Source organism: Pseudomonas sp. B21-021 (genome assembly GCF_024749205.1).
In the GTDB taxonomy this organism is placed as follows: domain Bacteria; phylum Pseudomonadota; class Gammaproteobacteria; order Pseudomonadales; family Pseudomonadaceae; genus Aquipseudomonas; species Aquipseudomonas paraglycinae.
The window spans coordinates 3,170,011-3,186,243 of record NZ_CP087192.1 but is presented as its reverse complement, the minus strand read 5'-3'; the positions used below and the strand labels follow the sequence as shown (position 1 = coordinate 3,186,243).

The following is a 16,233-nucleotide window of genomic DNA, read 5'->3' as shown; positions in this document are numbered from 1 at the left end:
CTTTCATATTGCGGGGTGCTCGATGGCGCTTACGCGTGTGAGTTACGAGGTGAGTGCCCGATATGGAACAGGATCTCTAGACAGAGACCTAGAGTTGGCGGGGGGGCTTTCCATAAGAGAAATGAGCGGAGCAGCTACTAAAAGTCCACTTCCAGACATTATAGAACAACGTGGTCTCTGTGCTTGGAGCTTCCAGATAAGCACAGCAAAGATCAAAAAAGGGGAAGTTGAGAAAATACTATCCTGTGAAGCTACAGGTCCTGAGTGGAAGTTGACGAAGGATAAGTTCAAGCGCCGAAAGCCTGGGGGAGTACTCGCAAGGAACGACTTAGCGGGCAAGTCAGTTCACATTGAATTCAGATTCTCTCCTGAGGAAAGTCCTTATTACAAAGGTTATTGGCTCGAGGTGCCCGGCGGCTGGAAGCCGTGCTCTGGACGCCAGGAATCTAGTCGTGAAGAGTTATGTACAAAACCACCAGAGTTTAGAACGTTCAAACAAAACGGACGCGAGTGCAGTGTCTATCCGAGCTGCACTGAGCAAGGCGTTACCCATGAGTAGCAACCATTTTTCATATAGCACTCGATTTATGCTTTTCCTTGCTCTCCCATTGATGGGTGCATGCAGCTTTGCGGGACAGATTGCGAAGGACTCGGTAGAGGGTGCTACCAGCTATTACGGTAGAGAATACTTTACGCTGGTTGCTACTGTGCCTGCCAAATTCGGCTTTACATCAAAAGCCCAATATTCTCCAAAAGCAGGAGAAAGCTGCCAAACGTACAGCCCTGGGTTGGGCGGGTCAGTTACTCGGCAGCAACAGAGATCACATACGACCGTGGCCAAGGACGTGGAGCAGACGGTATCTACAGATATTCCATTGGAGTTCCATATCGCAGACTGCTCCATGGAGTTGTCCCGAGTAATTTATGAAGTAAACGCTACGTATGGACCTGATGCCTGGGATCATGGATTGGATGTTGCGGGAGGGCTTTCTGTCAGATCCTCAACGGTCAACACCGACCCAAAGAAAGAGTCGACTGTTATCGAACAAAAAGGCTTGTGCTCATGGCTATTCCAAATCAGCAAGTCCAAAGTAAAGCTAGGTGAGATAGAAAAAATCCTTTCTTGTAATGCATTAGATGACAACTGGTCGGCCCCCTCCAAAAAATATGAGCGTCGCAAGCCTGGGATGACCATAGACAGAAATCAGCTAGCGAACAAAACGGTAAAAATCGAATTTCACCTTTCGAATGAAGAACGTCCAGCAGTCGGCGACACATGGCAAAAGGTTCCAGAGGGTTGGAAACCTTGTCTCGGAAATGGGCCCAGCGATCCCTACGGATTCTGCCGTGGAGACACTAGAAACTTCAGAACCTTCAAAATGAATAAACGCGAGTGCACCATCTATCCAAATTGCGTTGAACAGGGAGTAGTTCATGACTAGCAAGTATTTTTCATGCAGTGTTCAAGCCGCGTTCTTCCTTGCTCTGCCATTGATAGGTGCATGCAGCTTTGCAGGACAGATTGCGAAGGACTCTGTTGAAGGAGCTACCAGCTATTACAGCCGGGAACACTTCACGTTAGTTGCAACCTTCCCTGCAAAATTCGGCTTTACATCAAAAGCCCAATATTCGCCAAAAGCGGGCGAAAGCTGCCAAACGTACAGTCCAGGGTTAGGTGGATCAGTTACTCGTCAGCAACAAAAATCAAATACGACAGAGGCCAAGGACGTCGAACAGACGGTATCTACGGATATCCCACTAGAATTCCACATCGCCGATTGCTCGATGGAATTGACCAGGGTTGACTATGAGATAAGCGGCACATACGGTACGGATGCTTGGGACCACGGCATGGATAGAGCTGGTGGCCTATTAGTTAGAGAGAAACCCCTGCAAACTGCCAAAGATCCATCACCAAATGTAATAGATCAACGTGGCTTATGTACTTGGTTGTTTCAGATCAGCACAGCAAAGGCCAAAAAAGACGGCATCGAAAAAATACTTTCTTGTAATGCGGCAGACAACCAATGGAGTGTCCCGGAGGACTATTTTGAGCGTAAAAAACCAGGCGGCGTGGTATATCGCAACAACCTAAATCAGAAAACAGTAAAAATTCGATTCCAACTATCTGAAATCGAAGAGCCGTCCAAAGATAATCGCTGGATAAAAACTGCGAGCGGATGGAGACCATGCCAGAAAACTGAGAAATCCGAGCGCTGCGCCACTCCGCCAGTGTTTAGAACTTTCAAAATGAACGGGCGTGACTGCAGCATTTACCCAGCATGCAGTGAATAAGGATATTACAGATGCAATCACAAGAAAGTCGCATGTTAAATGATCAGTCACGTTCCTGCCCTTTAAAAGGTGGCTGGCTAAGCTTTCGACTCGTCGATGAGTTTGGAGATGGCAAGCCATATGCCAACTTGAAGTATGAGGTGACAGATTCTGAGGGTAGCAAGCAGTCAGGCTCGCTCGATGCCGATGGATATGCAAAAGTTACAGGCAACTACAGTGGCCCACTGATATTGACTCTGGATGAAAAATACTCCGGAAGCGATACGTGGTATGAAAACCTAAGCGACCGCCGTTTTTACCGCATACCTCTTACAGACTTGCAAGTTGCTGCAGAGAAAACCCTGCGTCGTCCGATTGGTAGTAACGAAAAAACCGGTGCCTATCGCGCCTCGGCTGAAAAAGGTGAGTTTCACAATGTTGAAGTTCGCGATTTTGTCAAACGGACCAAGCATCTGCCCGCCGCTGCGAAACTCTCAAATCCCGTACCCGCAGGGTGCGCCAAACTTGCACGGGACTTTGCCGGAGACAAGGTTCCGAATTTTGGTGTTGGACTTCTTCCTGAAAAACATTATGTTCTGGAAGTCCGCGCTCTGCGTGCATTCAGACCACTTCTGTCGCTTGCGCCCGAATTCAGCGCTTTGAATCTATACCAGCTCTCCCTATTGGCCACACTAAGCTATGGCGAATTCGGACAGACACCGGAAAAACCGAAACCAGCTCCTGAAAAAGACTTTGCGTTTACCTATCCGAAGCGCGGAACTATCGGTCACGTATTGAACACCTGCCTTGCGTGTCACGAAGAACCATCAAGCTATGCGGACTCCAAGAAGCCGTCGTTCCCGCTGGTTGAAGATGTTCCCTACTCCAAACGTCTGGAAATCGTGCCCTTTGATCCAGAACTTTATCCGCAAAACGATTCCGCGTCAGGCGACGCCCGTGAAACGCCTTCAACCGTGCATTTTTTCAACGATTCCAGGAAAGGTAGTACAGACTGGAAAAATACAGATACCCAAGCGTACGCCACACACGATGACCGAGTGTTACTGATTGGCGTCAGAGGGACTGCTGAAGGATGGGACGCCTGGCGCGATGTAGACGCCAAACAGGTACCGATAGAGGGCGGAACAGGAAAGGCACACCAAGGTTTCTACGAAGCATTCATGGCATTAAAGCCCTTTATTGACGACTACATCCGTCGCTTCCGCACCGACCAAAAAATCCTCGTCTGCGGCCACAGCCTCGGCGGTGCAATTGCGTTGCTGCTCTCCGAATGGCTGCACCGCGAGATCACCGATGACGTCATTCTCTATACCTTCGGTTCTCCCCGCGCGGGTGACAAAGATTTTGTCGAGTCAGCGAGCGGGTTGATTCACCACCGCATCGTCAACCAGAACGATCCGGTTCCCAGCGTCCCGGCCGGCTGGATGGACACCAAAAAACCGATCTGGATCACCGGCCTCGCCGCAACTGTATCCGGTGTTCTGACGCCAGCCGCAGGCGGAGTGGTTATGGCGGTCGGTATGGGGCGCTTCGGCGGCAAACCTTACTGGCACCACGGCGAACAACGCTATTTCATGCCATTGCAACTGCCCGGCCGACAGCTCTCCTCCGTCCTGTGGACACCCGGATGCGAAGGCTATGAAGAAGCCGCCATGAACCGCTGTCTGAAGCAGCTGAAAAACAACGACACACCAGATCGCAAGAACTTTTTGACTCAGGCGGCCAACGGCGCCGATCACAAGATGCTGGACGGTTATATTCCAGCGTGTTGGGCATCGCTTCGCCGCTGGCAGGACACACAGCAAACCGGCGGCTACATCATCAGTACGACGGAGTCCGATCGTCTGAAGCTCGAAATCGAGACGTATCGCACGGAGTTGCAAAAATGGCAGCGTGAAGCCAGTGCCGAGTTCCCGGGCGGCACAATCGAAAGCCGGCCCCAGGATCGCGCAACTGCGCTGCAACGACGCTCCACCATGTCGGACCTTCAGGATCGCCAGACAGCCATCCGCCAGGCCATTCGACACAATGAAAAAGAACTCAAAGCCCTTGAGGGTACGCTGCAAACGGTGATCACCCTGAGCAAAACGAAACTCACGATGGCGGACCTCTATGGCGATTGCAGCTCACTGCCAGAGCTGCAAACCCACATTGACAGATGGGCTGAACATCGTGAGAACCAGGAGTCTGTGCGTCTCGCGCAAATTCCTTCTTCTATGTCTGCCAGCATGGCTTGAAGTGAAAACGTCGGGTTTAACGGGAAAACGGTCTGTTTCCCGTTAAATCCTTACAGATGTCAGGCAGGTGCAGTCCAGTTCAACATTTTCTGCTGCGCAACCTGCAGCAAATCGCTGCCATCCTGCGTCAGCAGGTACAGCGCATGGGTGATGTGGGGAATGTCCTGGACATCGGCGTGTTTGAAGCACAGGCAGTGCAAGGTTTCGAGCAGGTCGCTGGCGGCGCGGATGCGTTGCACAGCGGCTTCGAAGAGGTCTTTCGGGTTGGCTTGGGTGTCGATGACCAGCGGTGCGCTGTCGGTGACGCCGCTGTTGAGCGGGAGGTAGCGGGCGGAGCTTAATTTCAGGATTGGCATTGGAATTACTCAAGGCAGCTTGAAAGTAACCGCCAGCACCGTGACCAAACGATGGGGAGGCGGACTGTGAACAGGCTTGGTCAACCGAGAACCACCTGACTCGGCTCGCCCGAAGGCGACCCTGCACACAGCCGCCACAGCAATGCACTCCACGGACACGAATGTTCGTCGGGGCGAATAATGGCACACATGCACAGGTGATTACGTTAGGTGACCAAACCTAAGACGCTGATTTTGCAGCGACGCCAAACCATAACCGCCCCACTCCAGCCCTCGAAAGCAGACAAGGCATCCACCCTTGTAGGAATCCGCCGAGACTCCCCCACGAATCGATCCCCGCCCAGACAGCCGGCGTTCAGCCCGGTTAACCATCGCTTAACGCCGCGGTCAAAAACTCTACTGAACCGCACCCCCTCAGCCACAGGCTGACGCCGAGTGCGGCAGGTTTGGCTTGCAACATGCCGAACTCCATTTCCGTCGCACCGGAGTCCATCATGAACATTCGTCCGGTCCTGCTCACCACCGCCCTCGCCTGCACCGCATTTGCCGGGCTGGCCCAGGCCAATGACACGTCCGCCAACACCAAGGCTGTGCCCTACGAATACGGCATGCCGCTGCACGTCAGCAAAGTGATCTCGATGACCGAGCCGCAGACGCAGCAATGCAAGGTCATTACCGCCGACATGAAGTACCTCGACAACGCCGGCAAACCCGAAGAAATCAGTTACCGGAAAATGTCTGACGCCTGCAACTTCCAGAACTGACAGAAAGCTCTGATTTGCGGCTTTGCGGTAGGCGAGCACGGGTCTCGAAGGGTATGCTCGGGGCCCTCCTCACTGCCGCAAGGATTCGCCATGCAGTTGTCGTTTCGCACGCTCTCGACCCTCACCTTCTGCCTGTGTTTTCTGCTTTCCCTTGCATGGGGCCTGGCGCCACAGCTGTTACTGGCGATCTGGAGCATCGAGTATTCGGAAGCAGCCGGATTCGTCGCACGGCGCAGTGCGGTGCTGTTTGCAGCCTTGGGGGTGATGTTTTATCTGGTGCGCAACGCGCCGGTGTCGATCGCGCGCAATGCGCTGAGCAACGGCTTTATCGTCGGCTGTTTTGGCCTGGCAGTGCTGGGGTTTGCTGAATGGCTTAACGGCCACGCCGGCCCCGGGATTCTGCTTGCGGTGCTGGTCGAGTTCGCGCTGGGCCTTGGCTTCTTGCAGGCCCGGCGCGTGACGGTCGAACTGGGTGAAACAGTCGGTTAGACGACTCGGGATCGCGGCACTGAATGAGTTGCCGAATGTTGCGCAAGATCCGAGCGCAACCCGGCGATCAGGCCGTTGATTTCGCGACAGCTGTTCAAGTGACTGGCATCGATGCCACTCACCAGCAGCTCAACCTGATCGGTCTGGTGATCGCCATACACCTTAACGGTCATCGACAGATCCGGGGACAGCGTGCACTGGCAGCGTTTTGGTAGAAAGCTGCTTTCTATGATGTTGCGGAGTTCCAAGGCAGACAGAAACATGGCGAAACCTCTCCTTACTGTGAGACTGCCAATCAAGTATTCACGTCGACCGTTGCCACGGCTTCCCACGGGTGTATCCCCGCTGAATCCTTGGGTGTGACAAGCGGCTGTAATGCGAAATGCCCATTGGAGTGTAGGCGCCCAGACTCGGTGCGCCGCACCAAATCAACGCATAAAACGTGCCTTTCATCGGGTCGCTTTCACCTCCTTGCAAATCAATGACTTGTGGAAAAGGCAGGCCACTGGCCAGTTGCAAAATGCAAGATTCGATCGTGCAGGCACTGCAATTTGCATGCGGCTGGCGGTTTGCATTCATCGCCTGTGACAGTGAGAATGCCCGCCAACCAACGTACACCCGCCAGGAGGCTTCAATGGGAAATTTCACTGTTTACGCGACCGCCGGCCTGATGCTCGCCAGCCTGTCCACCCTCGCCCACGCCGCCAAGCTTGAAGACACCGCGCCTTATCCGAAGGCCGAAGCGGGCTTCACGCGCCAGGTCATCCACCTGCCGCAACAAGCCCAGGAAGAAAACTTCAAAGTAGAAATCCTCGCTGGCAAGACCCTCGAAGTCGACTGCAACCGCCAGCGTCTGGGCGGCACCCTCGAAGAGAAAAACCTCGAAGGCTGGGGCTATCCGTTCTACCGACTGGAAAAAGTCAGCGGCCCGATGAGCACGCTGATGGCCTGCCCACCCGGCACCCCGAAAAAACGCGCGTTCGTACCGGTAATCGGTGACGGTTTCACCGTGCGCTACAACAGCAAGCTGCCGATCGTGATCTACGCACCGCAGGACGTCGAAGTGCGCTTCCGCATCTGGTCGGCTGCGGACAAGGTTGGCGTGGCCATTCCCGAATAATCTCAAGCCACAACGCCGCACGCCGCCGCTCGCTCGGCGACATGGCGCAGGCTGTCGAAGTTGATATTGGCGCCGGAATCGATGGCGATAAACGTCTGATTCCGTGCGCCGGTTTGCGCGACGTACTGTTTGATGCCTGCGACCGCCAATGCACCGGAAGGCTCGGTGATCGAGCGGGTATCGTCGTAGATATTCTTGATCGCCGCGCAGAGCTCATCGTTGCTGACGGTGATGACCTCATCCACGCAGAAGCGACAAACCTCGAACCCGTAAGCGCCGATCTGCGCCACCGCCACACCATCGGCGAATGTGCCCACTTTGGGCAGCACCACTCGCTCATCTGCTTGCATGGCAGCCTTCAGGCAGGCCGAGTGCTCCGACTCGACACCGATGATCCGTACTTCAGGTCGCAGGTATTTCACATACGCCGCGATGCCGGCGATCAACCCGCCGCCGCCCACCGGGACGAAGATCGCATCCAGTGCGCCCTGGTGCTCGCGCAGGATTTCCATCGCGACCGTGCCCTGGCCGGCGATCACATCGGGATCGTCGAATGGCGAGACGAACGTTCGGCCGGTCTGCTCAGCCAGTTGCAGCGCGTGAGCCAGGGCAAAGGGGAAGCTTTCTCCATGCAATAGCGCCTCGGCTCCGCGACTACTGACGCCCAGCACTTTCAACTCAGGCGTGGTTGCCGGCATGACTATGGTCGCGGCAATGCCCAGTTCCCGCGCCGCCAGCGCTACGCCTTGCGCATGATTGCCCGCCGACGCCGTAATTACCCCGCGCGCCTTCTGCTCATCACTCAGCTGCACCAGTTTGTTGTAGGCACCACGGATCTTGAAGGAGAACGTCGGTTGTAGATCCTCGCGTTTGAGCAAAATCCGGTTGCCCAGCGCTTCGGACAGCGCCGGCGCTGGTTGCAACGGCGTGCGCACCGCCAGTTCATACACTGGCGCGGCGAGGATCTTTTTCACGTACTGCTCAAGCAGGGCTTGCTGGGCGGGGCTGTAGCGCATGGTCGTCTCCTGACGTGTGATTCAGAACCCCGGAGACAGAAAGTAAAAACCCGCCTCTAGGGCGGGTTGGGTGCTGCAGTCGTGAGCTAGCCCGCCAAATGAGGAATGGCGGTAATAATGCTTGGCTGGCAGCGCAGTACGGTGAAAGTCATGGCCCCGAAATTAGCCCGGGCGGTGCTGGCAAGTCAATGGCGATTTTTGCGGCGGGTCTGTAGGCTGGCCTTTCGCTCATCTGCCCAAGGAAGGAATACCTGATGTCCATCGCCCTGCCCCTCACTGCATTGATTGCCTTCAGCGGCTACACCGTTTCCGTGATGCTGCAAGCCGAGCAATCGCTGATCGACTTCGGCATCAGCCTGATGTCGCGGCCCGACACAGCGCAAGTGGTGATCGACCTCTATCTGCTGGCAACACTGGCCGGCGTCTGGATGTACAAGGACGCGCGCAAGCGTGGGCAGTCGGGCTGGTCCGTGGTGCCGTATCTGTTGCTGACGGCGGTGTTTGTTTCAGTCGGGCCGCTTTTGTACCTGGTGATTCGGGGCCTGCAGGATCGCAAACGCCCGGCCCCGGTCATTTCGCCAGACGCCTGAGCCCGAACAGCATCCCCCCCGCCCCCAACAGCATCGCCGCCAGGAACAACGGGTACGACACCCACCACGGCGTGCCGGCGGTCATCATGCTGAATTCCGACATGCCGCCGATGCTCGCAATCAGGTTGAGCGGCAGAAACACCACGTTGATCAGCGTCAGTTTGCGCAGCAGGTTGTTCATGCTGTTGTTCATCAGGTTGCCCCGGGCGTCGATCAGCCCGGAGAAAACCGTCGAGTAGATTTCCGCCTGCTTGTAGCACTGGTTGTTTTCGATGATCAGGTCGTCGATCAGGCCGATCGCTTCGCTGCCGAAATGCTGTTTTTCCGCGTGATTGCGCAACCGCGTGAGCACCGCGCCGTTGCTGTGCAGGGCGTTGATGTAATAGATCAGGCTTTCGCTGAGATTGAACATCTGCACCAGATGATGGTTTTGCATCGAGGCGTTGAATTTCTGCTGCAACTCCCGGGCGACCAGTTTGATCACCTTCAGGTGCCCGAGGTAGTGATGGATGTTGTTGAACAGCAGATCCAGCAACACATCCAGCGGAGTGTTCAGTGGCTGACGTGTGCCGACGCCGTGCAACGGCGTGTCGTCGGTGGCGATGACCAGCAACTGGCCCGGTGAGAACAGCAAACCGCAGGACGACACCTCGAAGGCCAGGCTGCCACCGCCGGAATAGTTTTCCGGGCGTTTCCAGATCAGAAACAAGTGATCGGGGTGAAACTCGATCCGCGACACCTCGTCCGGGTCGAGCGCCGAGGCCAGCGCGTGTTCATCGAGTTTGAAGTGACTGTGCAGCAAGTCGCGCTCGGCGGCGTCGGGGTCGCTGAACAGCATCACCTCGGCGTCCAGCCGCTCGACCCGCTGCAAGGCGCCGTGATTGAGTGCAAAGCTGTTGATCATCGGCCGGTCACCAGGCCTGGCCGCGACGTTTGAGTTCGAGGCGCCGCACGAACTCTTCCAGTACCAGCGAATACAGGTCGTCCTGCAGGTAGGCGTCTTCGATGCCGGCGTCGAGGTTCGGGTTGTCGTTGACCTCGATCACCACCACCTTGTCGCCGGCCTGTTTCAAATCGACACCGTAAAGTCCGTCGCCGATCAGGTTGGCGGTTTTCACCGCCAGTTCCACCACCGCACGCGGCGCCTCGTGGATCGCCAGCGTGCGGCATTCGCCGTTGACGTCCTGGCCTTTGGCCTTGTGGTTGTAGATCTGCCAATGGCCCTTGGACATGAAGTACTGGCAGGCAAAGATCGGTTTGCGGTTGAGCACGCCGATGCGCCAGTCGTACTCGGTGTAGAAAAACTCCTGAGCCAGCAGCAGCACCGAATGCTCGAACAGTTCGGCGGTGGCTTCCAGCAAGGCCTGCTGGCTCTCGACCTTGATCACGCCACGGGAGAAACAACCGTCGGGGATCTTCAGCACCAGCGGAAAACCGAGGCGCTCGCCGACCCGCTCGAAGTCTTCGGGTCGCTCCTTGTAGAGGATTTCCGTAGCCGGCATGCCCAGTTGATGGCTGTTGAGCAGGTCGGTGAGGTAGACCTTGTTCGTGCAGCGCAGGATCGACGTCGGGTCGTCCATCACCACCAGCCCTTCACTTTCGGCTTTCTTGGCGAAGCGGTAAGTGTGGTTGTCGACGCTGGTGGTCTCGCGGATCAGCAGGCCGTCGTACTCGGCCAGCCTTGCGTAGTCCTTGCGTTCGATCAGCTCGACATCGATGCCCATGCCCTTGCCGACCCGCACGAAGTTTTCCAGCGCGCGAGCGTTGGATGGCGGCAACGCCTCCTGCGGATCGTGCAGGATCGCCAGGTCATAACGCGCCACTTGCGGCGAACGCGGAACACGCCAGACCTTGCGACTGAAGCCGTCCAGCGCATTGGCGAACTGATCTTCCTGATCGTCGCGCAACTTGTGCAAGACGCCGGACTTTATACCTTCGATGTGCCAGCCGTTAGTTCTACGGAATTCAACTAACAGAATCGGACACGGGAACACTTCAAACAATTGCCGGGCCAGATCCTGCAATGGCTCAATATGGGTTCTGCCGAAATAAAGTGTCAGCGTAAAACCTTCGGTGTCGCTGTAGAGATGATGGCTGAGGGCTTTTTCCAGGGTTTTATCCAGGTCGTCCAGTGCCAGGCCATAAAGAGATTTTCGCGTCAGCTCGCTGATGGTGCGCACCGAAGGAATCACCTTGTGCCCCCGGGCTTCAGCCAACAGCGAGCAGTAATAGCCGTGGCCCAGGTACTTGTAGCTGCGGCACAGGTTGATCACCTGCACCCGTTTTCCCGGCTCGCTGTCGGGTGGTTGTTCGAGGTATTCCTGAGCCGTCAGGATGTCTTCGCTGGGGAAGTACGAGGCCCAGTCTTCCTTGCGTTCGACGATGATCAACACTTGACTGGAAGTTCTGATCTGCGGTTTTAAATAAGTTGCCGGTGGCAAACTTTGACTGGATACTTCGCGCCAATGACCCTGTACCGCTGACATAGAAATTGATCCGTTGGAGAACAAGACCTTTTCTATTAAGCACGAAGTTTTTCGAAAGTCCCGTTTCGTTACGCAACTTTTACGGTGGTCATATGAATGCTGTTTTTCGCCTGGCGGTCGTTGATGATTTGCCAGCGTTGCTCACGCTGGAAATGCACTGCTTCACCACGGACCGGCTCACCCGCCGCAGTTTCCAATGGATGATCACCCGGGCCCACGGGCAATTGTGGGTGGCCGAACGCGAGGGTCAACTGGCCGGGTATGCGCTGGTGCTGTTTCATCGCGGCACCTCGCTGGCCCGGTTGTATTCGATTGCGATTGCTCCCGAGGCGCGCGGCGGTGGTCTGGGCAAGCAATTGCTGCATCGGATCGAGGCCTGCGCGCTCGAGCACGACTGCGCCTACCTCCGGCTGGAAGTGCGCACAGACAATCCGGCCGCCATCGCCCTGTACGAGCGCAACGGTTACCGGCGCTTTGCGCTGATCCATGACTACTACGAGGATCACGCCGACGCGCTGCGTCTGGAGAAACGCATTCTCCAGCACCGCGACTCACGCAACATCAAGGTCCCCTATTACCGACAAACCACCGATTTCACCTGCGGCCCGGCCTGCTTGTTGATGGCCATGGGCGCATTGCAGGCCGATCGTTTGCTGGAGCGGCGCGAAGAGTTGCAGTTGTGGCGCGAGGCAACCACGGTGTTCATGACGGCCGGCCATGGCGGTTGCAGCCCCCAAGGCTTGGCGCTTGCGGCGTGGCGCCGGGGTTTTAAAGTGCGTTTGCAACTGAGCATGACCGGGCCGCTATTTCTCGACGGCGTGCGCGATGCGCATAAAAAAGATGTCATGCGCCTGGTACACGACGAGTTCATGGCGCAACTGAACGACACAGACGTCGATCAGGTCATTGGCGTAATGCTGGACTTGCCCGCATTGCTGGCCAACGGTGGTCAACCCTTGGTGCTGATCAGCAGCTATCGCCTGACCCGGTCCAAGTCGCCGCACTGGGTGATCGTCACCGACTGCGATGAAGACTTCGTCTACCTGCACGACCCTGATGTCGATCACAGCCAGCATCGTCAGCCCATGGACTGCCAGCACGTGCCGGTCAGCCATGGGGAGTTCGAGAAGATGTGCCGCTTCGGTCGCGGCAAGTTGCGGGCAGCGGTGGTGCTTTACGCTCGCTCACCCGCATGAAGGCTTCATTTGAGTCCGATCTTGTACAGCGAGCCGTCGGACTCATCCGTCAGCACATACAGGTAACCGTCCGGCCCTTGGCGCACATCACGGATCCGCTGTTTCAGTTCGCCCAGCAAGCGTTCTTCATGCACCACCTTGTCGCCGTCGAACTGCAAACGGATCAGTTCCTGCGTAACCAGCGCTCCGATGAACACGTTGTGCTGCCAGGGTTTGAACCGATCGGCATCGTAGAACGCCATACCGGTGACACCCGGGGACTTTTCCCACACATGGTGCGGCCCGACCGTGCCTTCGGCGGTCTTGCCCTTGGCTTCCGGGATCGGTTGCATGGAGTAATTGATGCCGTGGGTCGCCAGCGGCCAGCCGTAATTTTTGCCGCGTTCGATGATGTTCACCTCGTCGCCACCGCGCGGGCCGTGCTCGTTTTCCCACACGGTTCCGGTCCACGGATTGAGCGCGGCGCCCTGGGGATTGCGGTGCCCGTAGGACCAGATCTCCGGGCGCACACCGGACTGGCCGACAAAGGGATTGTCATCGGGTACTTTGCCGTCGGGGTAGATCCGCACGACCTTGCCTTGCAGCTTGTCCAGATCCTGCGCGGTCGGGCGATCATTGTTTTCGCCCAGAGTGATGAACAGATAACCGTCCCGGTCGAACACCAGCCGCGAGCCGAAGTGGTTGCCGACCGACAGTTTCGGTTCCTGACGGAAAATCACGTTGAAGTCCTTCAGGGTTTTCAGGTCATCCGACAGACGCCCGCGCCCCACCGCCGTTCCGGCCTTGTCACCCGCTCCGCCGCCCTCGGCGTAGGACAGGTACACGAGACGATCCTGTTTGAAGTCCGGTGACAGCACCACGTCGAGCAATCCGCCCTGCCCCTTGGCCCAGACATCCGGCACACCGGTGATCGGCGCAGACAGTTTGCCGTCAGCGCCTACCACACGCAGGTTGCCGGGGCGTTCTGTCACCAGCATGCCCTGGCGATCCGGCAGGAACGCCAAGGCCCATGGATGCTCGAGGCCTTGGGTAATCGTCGTGACTTCAAGGGTGCCCTGCTCGCTTTGCAGCTCTTTGGGAGCGGCAGCGAACGCCGGGGCGGCGATCAGTGCACTGGCACACAGGCCGGCCAGAAGGGTTTTACGCAACATGCACGATTCCTTTTGTTCGTTTGAAGGGCTGACAGAAGCGGTTCTGCCATTCAACGGTTGCTCCCGCTGTCACGGGCTGGAGGATTGGGAATGAAGGTGGGTGGCGTGCTCGGGACCGAGCGCAGCGGCTGGCCATTGCCGATGCCGTGGTTTTCCAGGGTCGGCGGCCGAGGCACGGGCACCGTGTTCGGCCCGCGTACAGGCGGAGCGCTGGGCTGGGTGCCTTGCATGCTGTTGGGGTTCGCCCGGCGGATCGGGCTGTTGTAGGGGTTGTTGCTGTTGCCGGTCGGACTTTGTGCCAGCAACAACGATGAATGCGTGGTGGCGTCCTCGGCGTGAACCAGCCCGCCACTGAGGACCAGCAACGCAATGCCAAGCAGGAAACGGTTCATGAACGGCCTCTCTCGATGCACGTGGATTAGAGCCTTCGAGTCCACGCTACGCCCAGGGTTCGGATTTGTTAACCCGTCACCGCTAAACAAGATGTAACACGGCTTGACCTGCCGTTTACCGCCGCACCCCGCAAACAACGGAAACTTTTACGCCGGGCCACGGGTCACCCGAACATCACTCGGAGAACAGCACCATGGCTCGGGCAATCTGGAAAGGCGCAATCAGTTTCGGTCTGGTGCACATCCCCGTGGCGCTCGTTTCGGCGACCTCGTCCCAAGGCGTCGATTTCGACTGGCTCGACAGCCGCAGCATGGATCCGGTCGGCTATAAACGGGTCAACAAGGTCACCGGCAAGGAAGTCACCAAAGAGCACATCGTCAAAGGCGTGCAGTTCGAAAAAGGCCGCTATGTGGTGCTCAGCGAAGAAGAAATCCGTTCGGCGCACCCGGTATCGACTCAAACCATCGACATCTTCGCCTTCGTCGACAGCGAGCAAATTCCGTTGCAGAACATCGACACGCCCTATTACCTGGCCCCGGACAAGCGCGGTGGCAAGGTCTACGCCTTGCTGCGTGAAACCCTGAGCAAAACCCAGAAGGTCGCCCTCGCCCGTGTGGTTTTACACACGCGCCAATACCTGGCGGCGCTGATGCCTCTGGAATCGGCGCTGGTGCTGGTGAAGCTGCGCTGGCCGCAGGAAGTGCGCAGCCTCGACGAATTGGCGCTGGGCAGCGAAGTGACCAAGCCGCAGTTGGCCAAGGGTGAACTGGACATGGCCAAACGGCTGGTGGAAGACATGACGGCGGACTGGACGCCAGAGGATTACAGCGACGAGTTCGAAAACAAAATCATGGCGCTGGTGGACAAAAAGGCCCATGAAGGCAAGATCGAAGACGTTGAGACGGTTTCCGGTGAAGAAGAGCGTAAATCGGCCGATGTTATCGACCTGACCGAACTGCTCAAGCGCAGTCTCGGCGGGAAAGCCCCGGCCAAACCGGCGAAGAAGACCGCCAGCAAGACCACAGCGGCGAAAAAAACCAAAAAAGCGTCGTGAAAATGAAATCGGGCGACTGTCTTTCAACAGTCGCCCGACTCATCAGATCAGAATGAAGATCGCCAGCAGACCGCCGAAGATCGCCCACTTTTCCATGTAATAGAGTTTGCGATTGCGCTTTTTCAGTTCTTTGCCGCGCAGGCGAATCTTGTAGATTTTGGTAAACAAGCGGTTGATGCCACCGGTGCGGTCACCCGCATCGTTAGGCGCACCGGCCGCCGACATCACGTTGCGGCTGAACCAGCCGTTGAACGCCGCTGCCCAGCGATACTTCATCGGACGTTCAACGTCACAGAACAGGATGATGCGGTTCTGGTCGGTGGTGTTTTCCGCGTAATGAATGAAGGTCTCGTCGAACATCACCGCTTCGCCATCACGCCAGTGATAGTTCTCGCCATCGACGTTGATGTAGCAACCGGCGTCGTTCGGCGTTTCCAGGCCCAGGTGATAACGGTAGGAACCGGCGTATGGGTCGCGGTGACGCACCAGTTTCGAGCCCGGCGGCAATTCTGCAAACATCGCAGCCTTGATCGAGCCGATGCTCTGCACCAGTTCAGTGGTGCGCGGGCACAATTGCAGCGCCGACGGGTGGCTGTCGCCGTACCACTTCAGGTAGAAACGCTTCCAGCCAGTCTTGAAAAACGAGTTGAAACCGACGTCGTCGTACTGGTTGGAACGTTTGATTTCGCCGGCGCGCAGCAGGTTGCGGCCTTCCTCGCGGATTTCTTCCCAGTGCGCCTGCAACGGGCTCAGATCCGGAAAGTCCTTCGGATCCAGGTACGGCGTGTTGGGTTTTTTCGAGAACAGGTAAAGGAAGCAGTTGATCGGTGCCAGAAACGAAGAGTGATCGCTCAGTTGACGACCGATTTTGTGGCGCACACGACCGCGCAGGTGAACGTATGCAATGGAAATGACATATACAGCGGCAATGATGAGTTTCACGGAAATCGTCACACGTCAGAAGTGAACAAACTGCGCGCCTTTAGGGCTGTGGCCCAAGGTCTGTGGCAGTGGTCTGAAATCAAAAAGCGTCCCGGTGGCGCATCCTTGAGCCCATGCCGTACAAGGCATTGGGTGAATGGATGG

Annotated in this window: 17 protein-coding genes and 1 pseudogene; 9 read left to right on the top strand and 9 right to left on the bottom strand. The window is 56.8% G+C overall.

The window, feature by feature from the left end; all coding sequences use genetic code 11:
* Positions 1 to 551: 551 nt before the first annotated feature.
* The 3 genes from LOY31_RS14205 to LOY31_RS14195 are packed head-to-tail and all read left to right on the top strand — an operon-like array spanning position 552 to position 4,532.
* The gene (locus tag LOY31_RS14205) at positions 552 to 1,442 is read left to right on the top strand and encodes a hypothetical protein (RefSeq protein ID WP_258713563.1); all 891 of its coding nucleotides are present in this window, start codon (positions 552 to 554) and stop codon (positions 1,440 to 1,442) included.
* Positions 1,435 to 2,295 (top strand): hypothetical protein, encoded by an 861-nt coding sequence (locus tag LOY31_RS14200; protein ID WP_258713562.1) that lies wholly within the window; start codon positions 1,435 to 1,437, stop codon positions 2,293 to 2,295. Before LOY31_RS14205 ends, LOY31_RS14200 begins: the two co-directional genes overlap by 8 nt.
* A gap of 11 nt (positions 2,296 to 2,306) precedes the next feature.
* On the top strand, positions 2,307 to 4,532 hold the full coding sequence (locus LOY31_RS14195; protein WP_258713561.1) for a lipase family protein: 2,226 nt from the start codon (positions 2,307 to 2,309) through the stop codon (positions 4,530 to 4,532).
* Between the two features lie 59 nt (positions 4,533 to 4,591).
* Here LOY31_RS14195 and LOY31_RS14190 read toward each other — a convergent pair whose 3' ends face one another.
* Positions 4,592 to 4,888: a hypothetical protein gene (locus LOY31_RS14190; RefSeq protein WP_039768225.1), complete on the bottom strand. Its 297-nt coding sequence runs from the start codon at positions 4,886 to 4,888 to the stop codon at positions 4,592 to 4,594.
* A gap of 364 nt (positions 4,889 to 5,252) precedes the next feature.
* Entirely contained in the window at positions 5,253 to 5,390 is a 138-nt protein-coding gene (locus tag LOY31_RS14185) for a hypothetical protein (protein WP_258713560.1), read from the bottom strand.
* Between LOY31_RS14185 and LOY31_RS14180 the strand changes: the two genes are divergently transcribed.
* Entirely contained in the window at positions 5,383 to 5,652 is a 270-nt protein-coding gene (locus LOY31_RS14180) for a DUF2790 domain-containing protein (RefSeq protein ID WP_258713559.1), read from the top strand. The two genes, LOY31_RS14185 and LOY31_RS14180, sit on opposite strands and share 8 nt — an antisense overlap.
* A 90-nt stretch (positions 5,653 to 5,742) precedes the next feature.
* Entirely contained in the window at positions 5,743 to 6,141 is a 399-nt protein-coding gene (locus LOY31_RS14175; RefSeq protein WP_258713558.1) for a hypothetical protein, read from the top strand.
* On the opposite strand, the gene LOY31_RS14170 is transcribed toward LOY31_RS14175, so the two are convergent.
* On the bottom strand, positions 6,138 to 6,404 hold the full coding sequence (locus tag LOY31_RS14170; protein WP_007957441.1) for a DUF1652 domain-containing protein: 267 nt from the start codon (positions 6,402 to 6,404) through the stop codon (positions 6,138 to 6,140). The two genes, LOY31_RS14175 and LOY31_RS14170, sit on opposite strands and share 4 nt — an antisense overlap.
* Before the next feature lie 371 nt (positions 6,405 to 6,775).
* Between LOY31_RS14170 and eco the strand changes: the two genes are divergently transcribed.
* Positions 6,776 to 7,261, top strand: a complete 486-nt coding sequence (eco, locus tag LOY31_RS14165; RefSeq protein ID WP_258713557.1) for a serine protease inhibitor ecotin — start codon at positions 6,776 to 6,778, stop codon at positions 7,259 to 7,261.
* 26 nt (positions 7,262 to 7,287) lie between these two features.
* Here the strand turns inward: eco and ilvA are convergent.
* Positions 7,288 to 8,277 (bottom strand): annotated as a pseudogene (ilvA, locus tag LOY31_RS14160) (threonine ammonia-lyase, biosynthetic); the annotation flags it as partial.
* A 251-nt stretch (positions 8,278 to 8,528) separates the two neighbouring features.
* On the opposite strand from ilvA, the gene LOY31_RS14155 reads away from it, so the two are divergent.
* Positions 8,529 to 8,867 carry a DUF2834 domain-containing protein gene (locus LOY31_RS14155; RefSeq protein WP_085603881.1) on the top strand — a complete coding sequence of 113 codons (339 nt, stop codon included), beginning with the start codon at positions 8,529 to 8,531 and terminating at the stop codon, positions 8,865 to 8,867.
* Here the strand turns inward: LOY31_RS14155 and LOY31_RS14150 are convergent.
* Together LOY31_RS14150 and LOY31_RS14145 are read right to left on the bottom strand one after the other, a co-directional pair.
* On the bottom strand, positions 8,848 to 9,771 hold the full coding sequence (locus tag LOY31_RS14150; RefSeq protein WP_258713556.1) for a magnesium transporter CorA family protein: 924 nt from the start codon (positions 9,769 to 9,771) through the stop codon (positions 8,848 to 8,850). The genes LOY31_RS14155 and LOY31_RS14150 overlap by 20 nt on opposite strands.
* 7 nt (positions 9,772 to 9,778) lie before the next feature.
* Positions 9,779 to 11,353 (bottom strand): RimK family protein, encoded by a 1,575-nt coding sequence (locus LOY31_RS14145; protein WP_258713555.1) that lies wholly within the window; start codon positions 11,351 to 11,353, stop codon positions 9,779 to 9,781.
* 92 nt (positions 11,354 to 11,445) lie between these two features.
* Here LOY31_RS14145 and LOY31_RS14140 point away from each other — a divergent pair, with 92 nt between their 5' ends.
* Complete coding sequence (locus LOY31_RS14140; protein WP_258713554.1) at positions 11,446 to 12,549, top strand: GNAT family N-acetyltransferase/peptidase C39 family protein; 1,104 nt, start codon at positions 11,446 to 11,448, stop codon at positions 12,547 to 12,549.
* A 5-nt stretch (positions 12,550 to 12,554) separates the two neighbouring features.
* Here the strand turns inward: LOY31_RS14140 and LOY31_RS14135 are convergent, their stop codons facing one another.
* A complete protein-coding gene (locus tag LOY31_RS14135; RefSeq protein ID WP_258713553.1) occupies positions 12,555 to 13,700 on the bottom strand; it encodes a PQQ-dependent sugar dehydrogenase in 1,146 nt (381 codons plus the stop codon).
* Positions 13,701 to 13,750: 50 nt separating this feature from the next.
* Positions 13,751 to 14,092, bottom strand: a complete 342-nt coding sequence (locus tag LOY31_RS14130) for a hypothetical protein (protein ID WP_085603893.1) — start codon at positions 14,090 to 14,092, stop codon at positions 13,751 to 13,753.
* A 194-nt stretch (positions 14,093 to 14,286) separates the two neighbouring features.
* On the opposite strand from LOY31_RS14130, the gene LOY31_RS14125 reads away from it, so the two are divergent.
* Positions 14,287 to 15,147 (top strand): Ku protein, encoded by an 861-nt coding sequence (locus LOY31_RS14125; protein WP_258713552.1) that lies wholly within the window; start codon positions 14,287 to 14,289, stop codon positions 15,145 to 15,147.
* 42 nt (positions 15,148 to 15,189) lie between these two features.
* On the opposite strand, the gene lpxO is transcribed toward LOY31_RS14125, so the two are convergent.
* The gene (gene lpxO, locus LOY31_RS14120) at positions 15,190 to 16,089 is read right to left on the bottom strand and encodes a lipid A hydroxylase LpxO (RefSeq protein ID WP_221535435.1); all 900 of its coding nucleotides are present in this window, start codon (positions 16,087 to 16,089) and stop codon (positions 15,190 to 15,192) included.
* Positions 16,090 to 16,233: the final 144 nt, after the last annotated feature.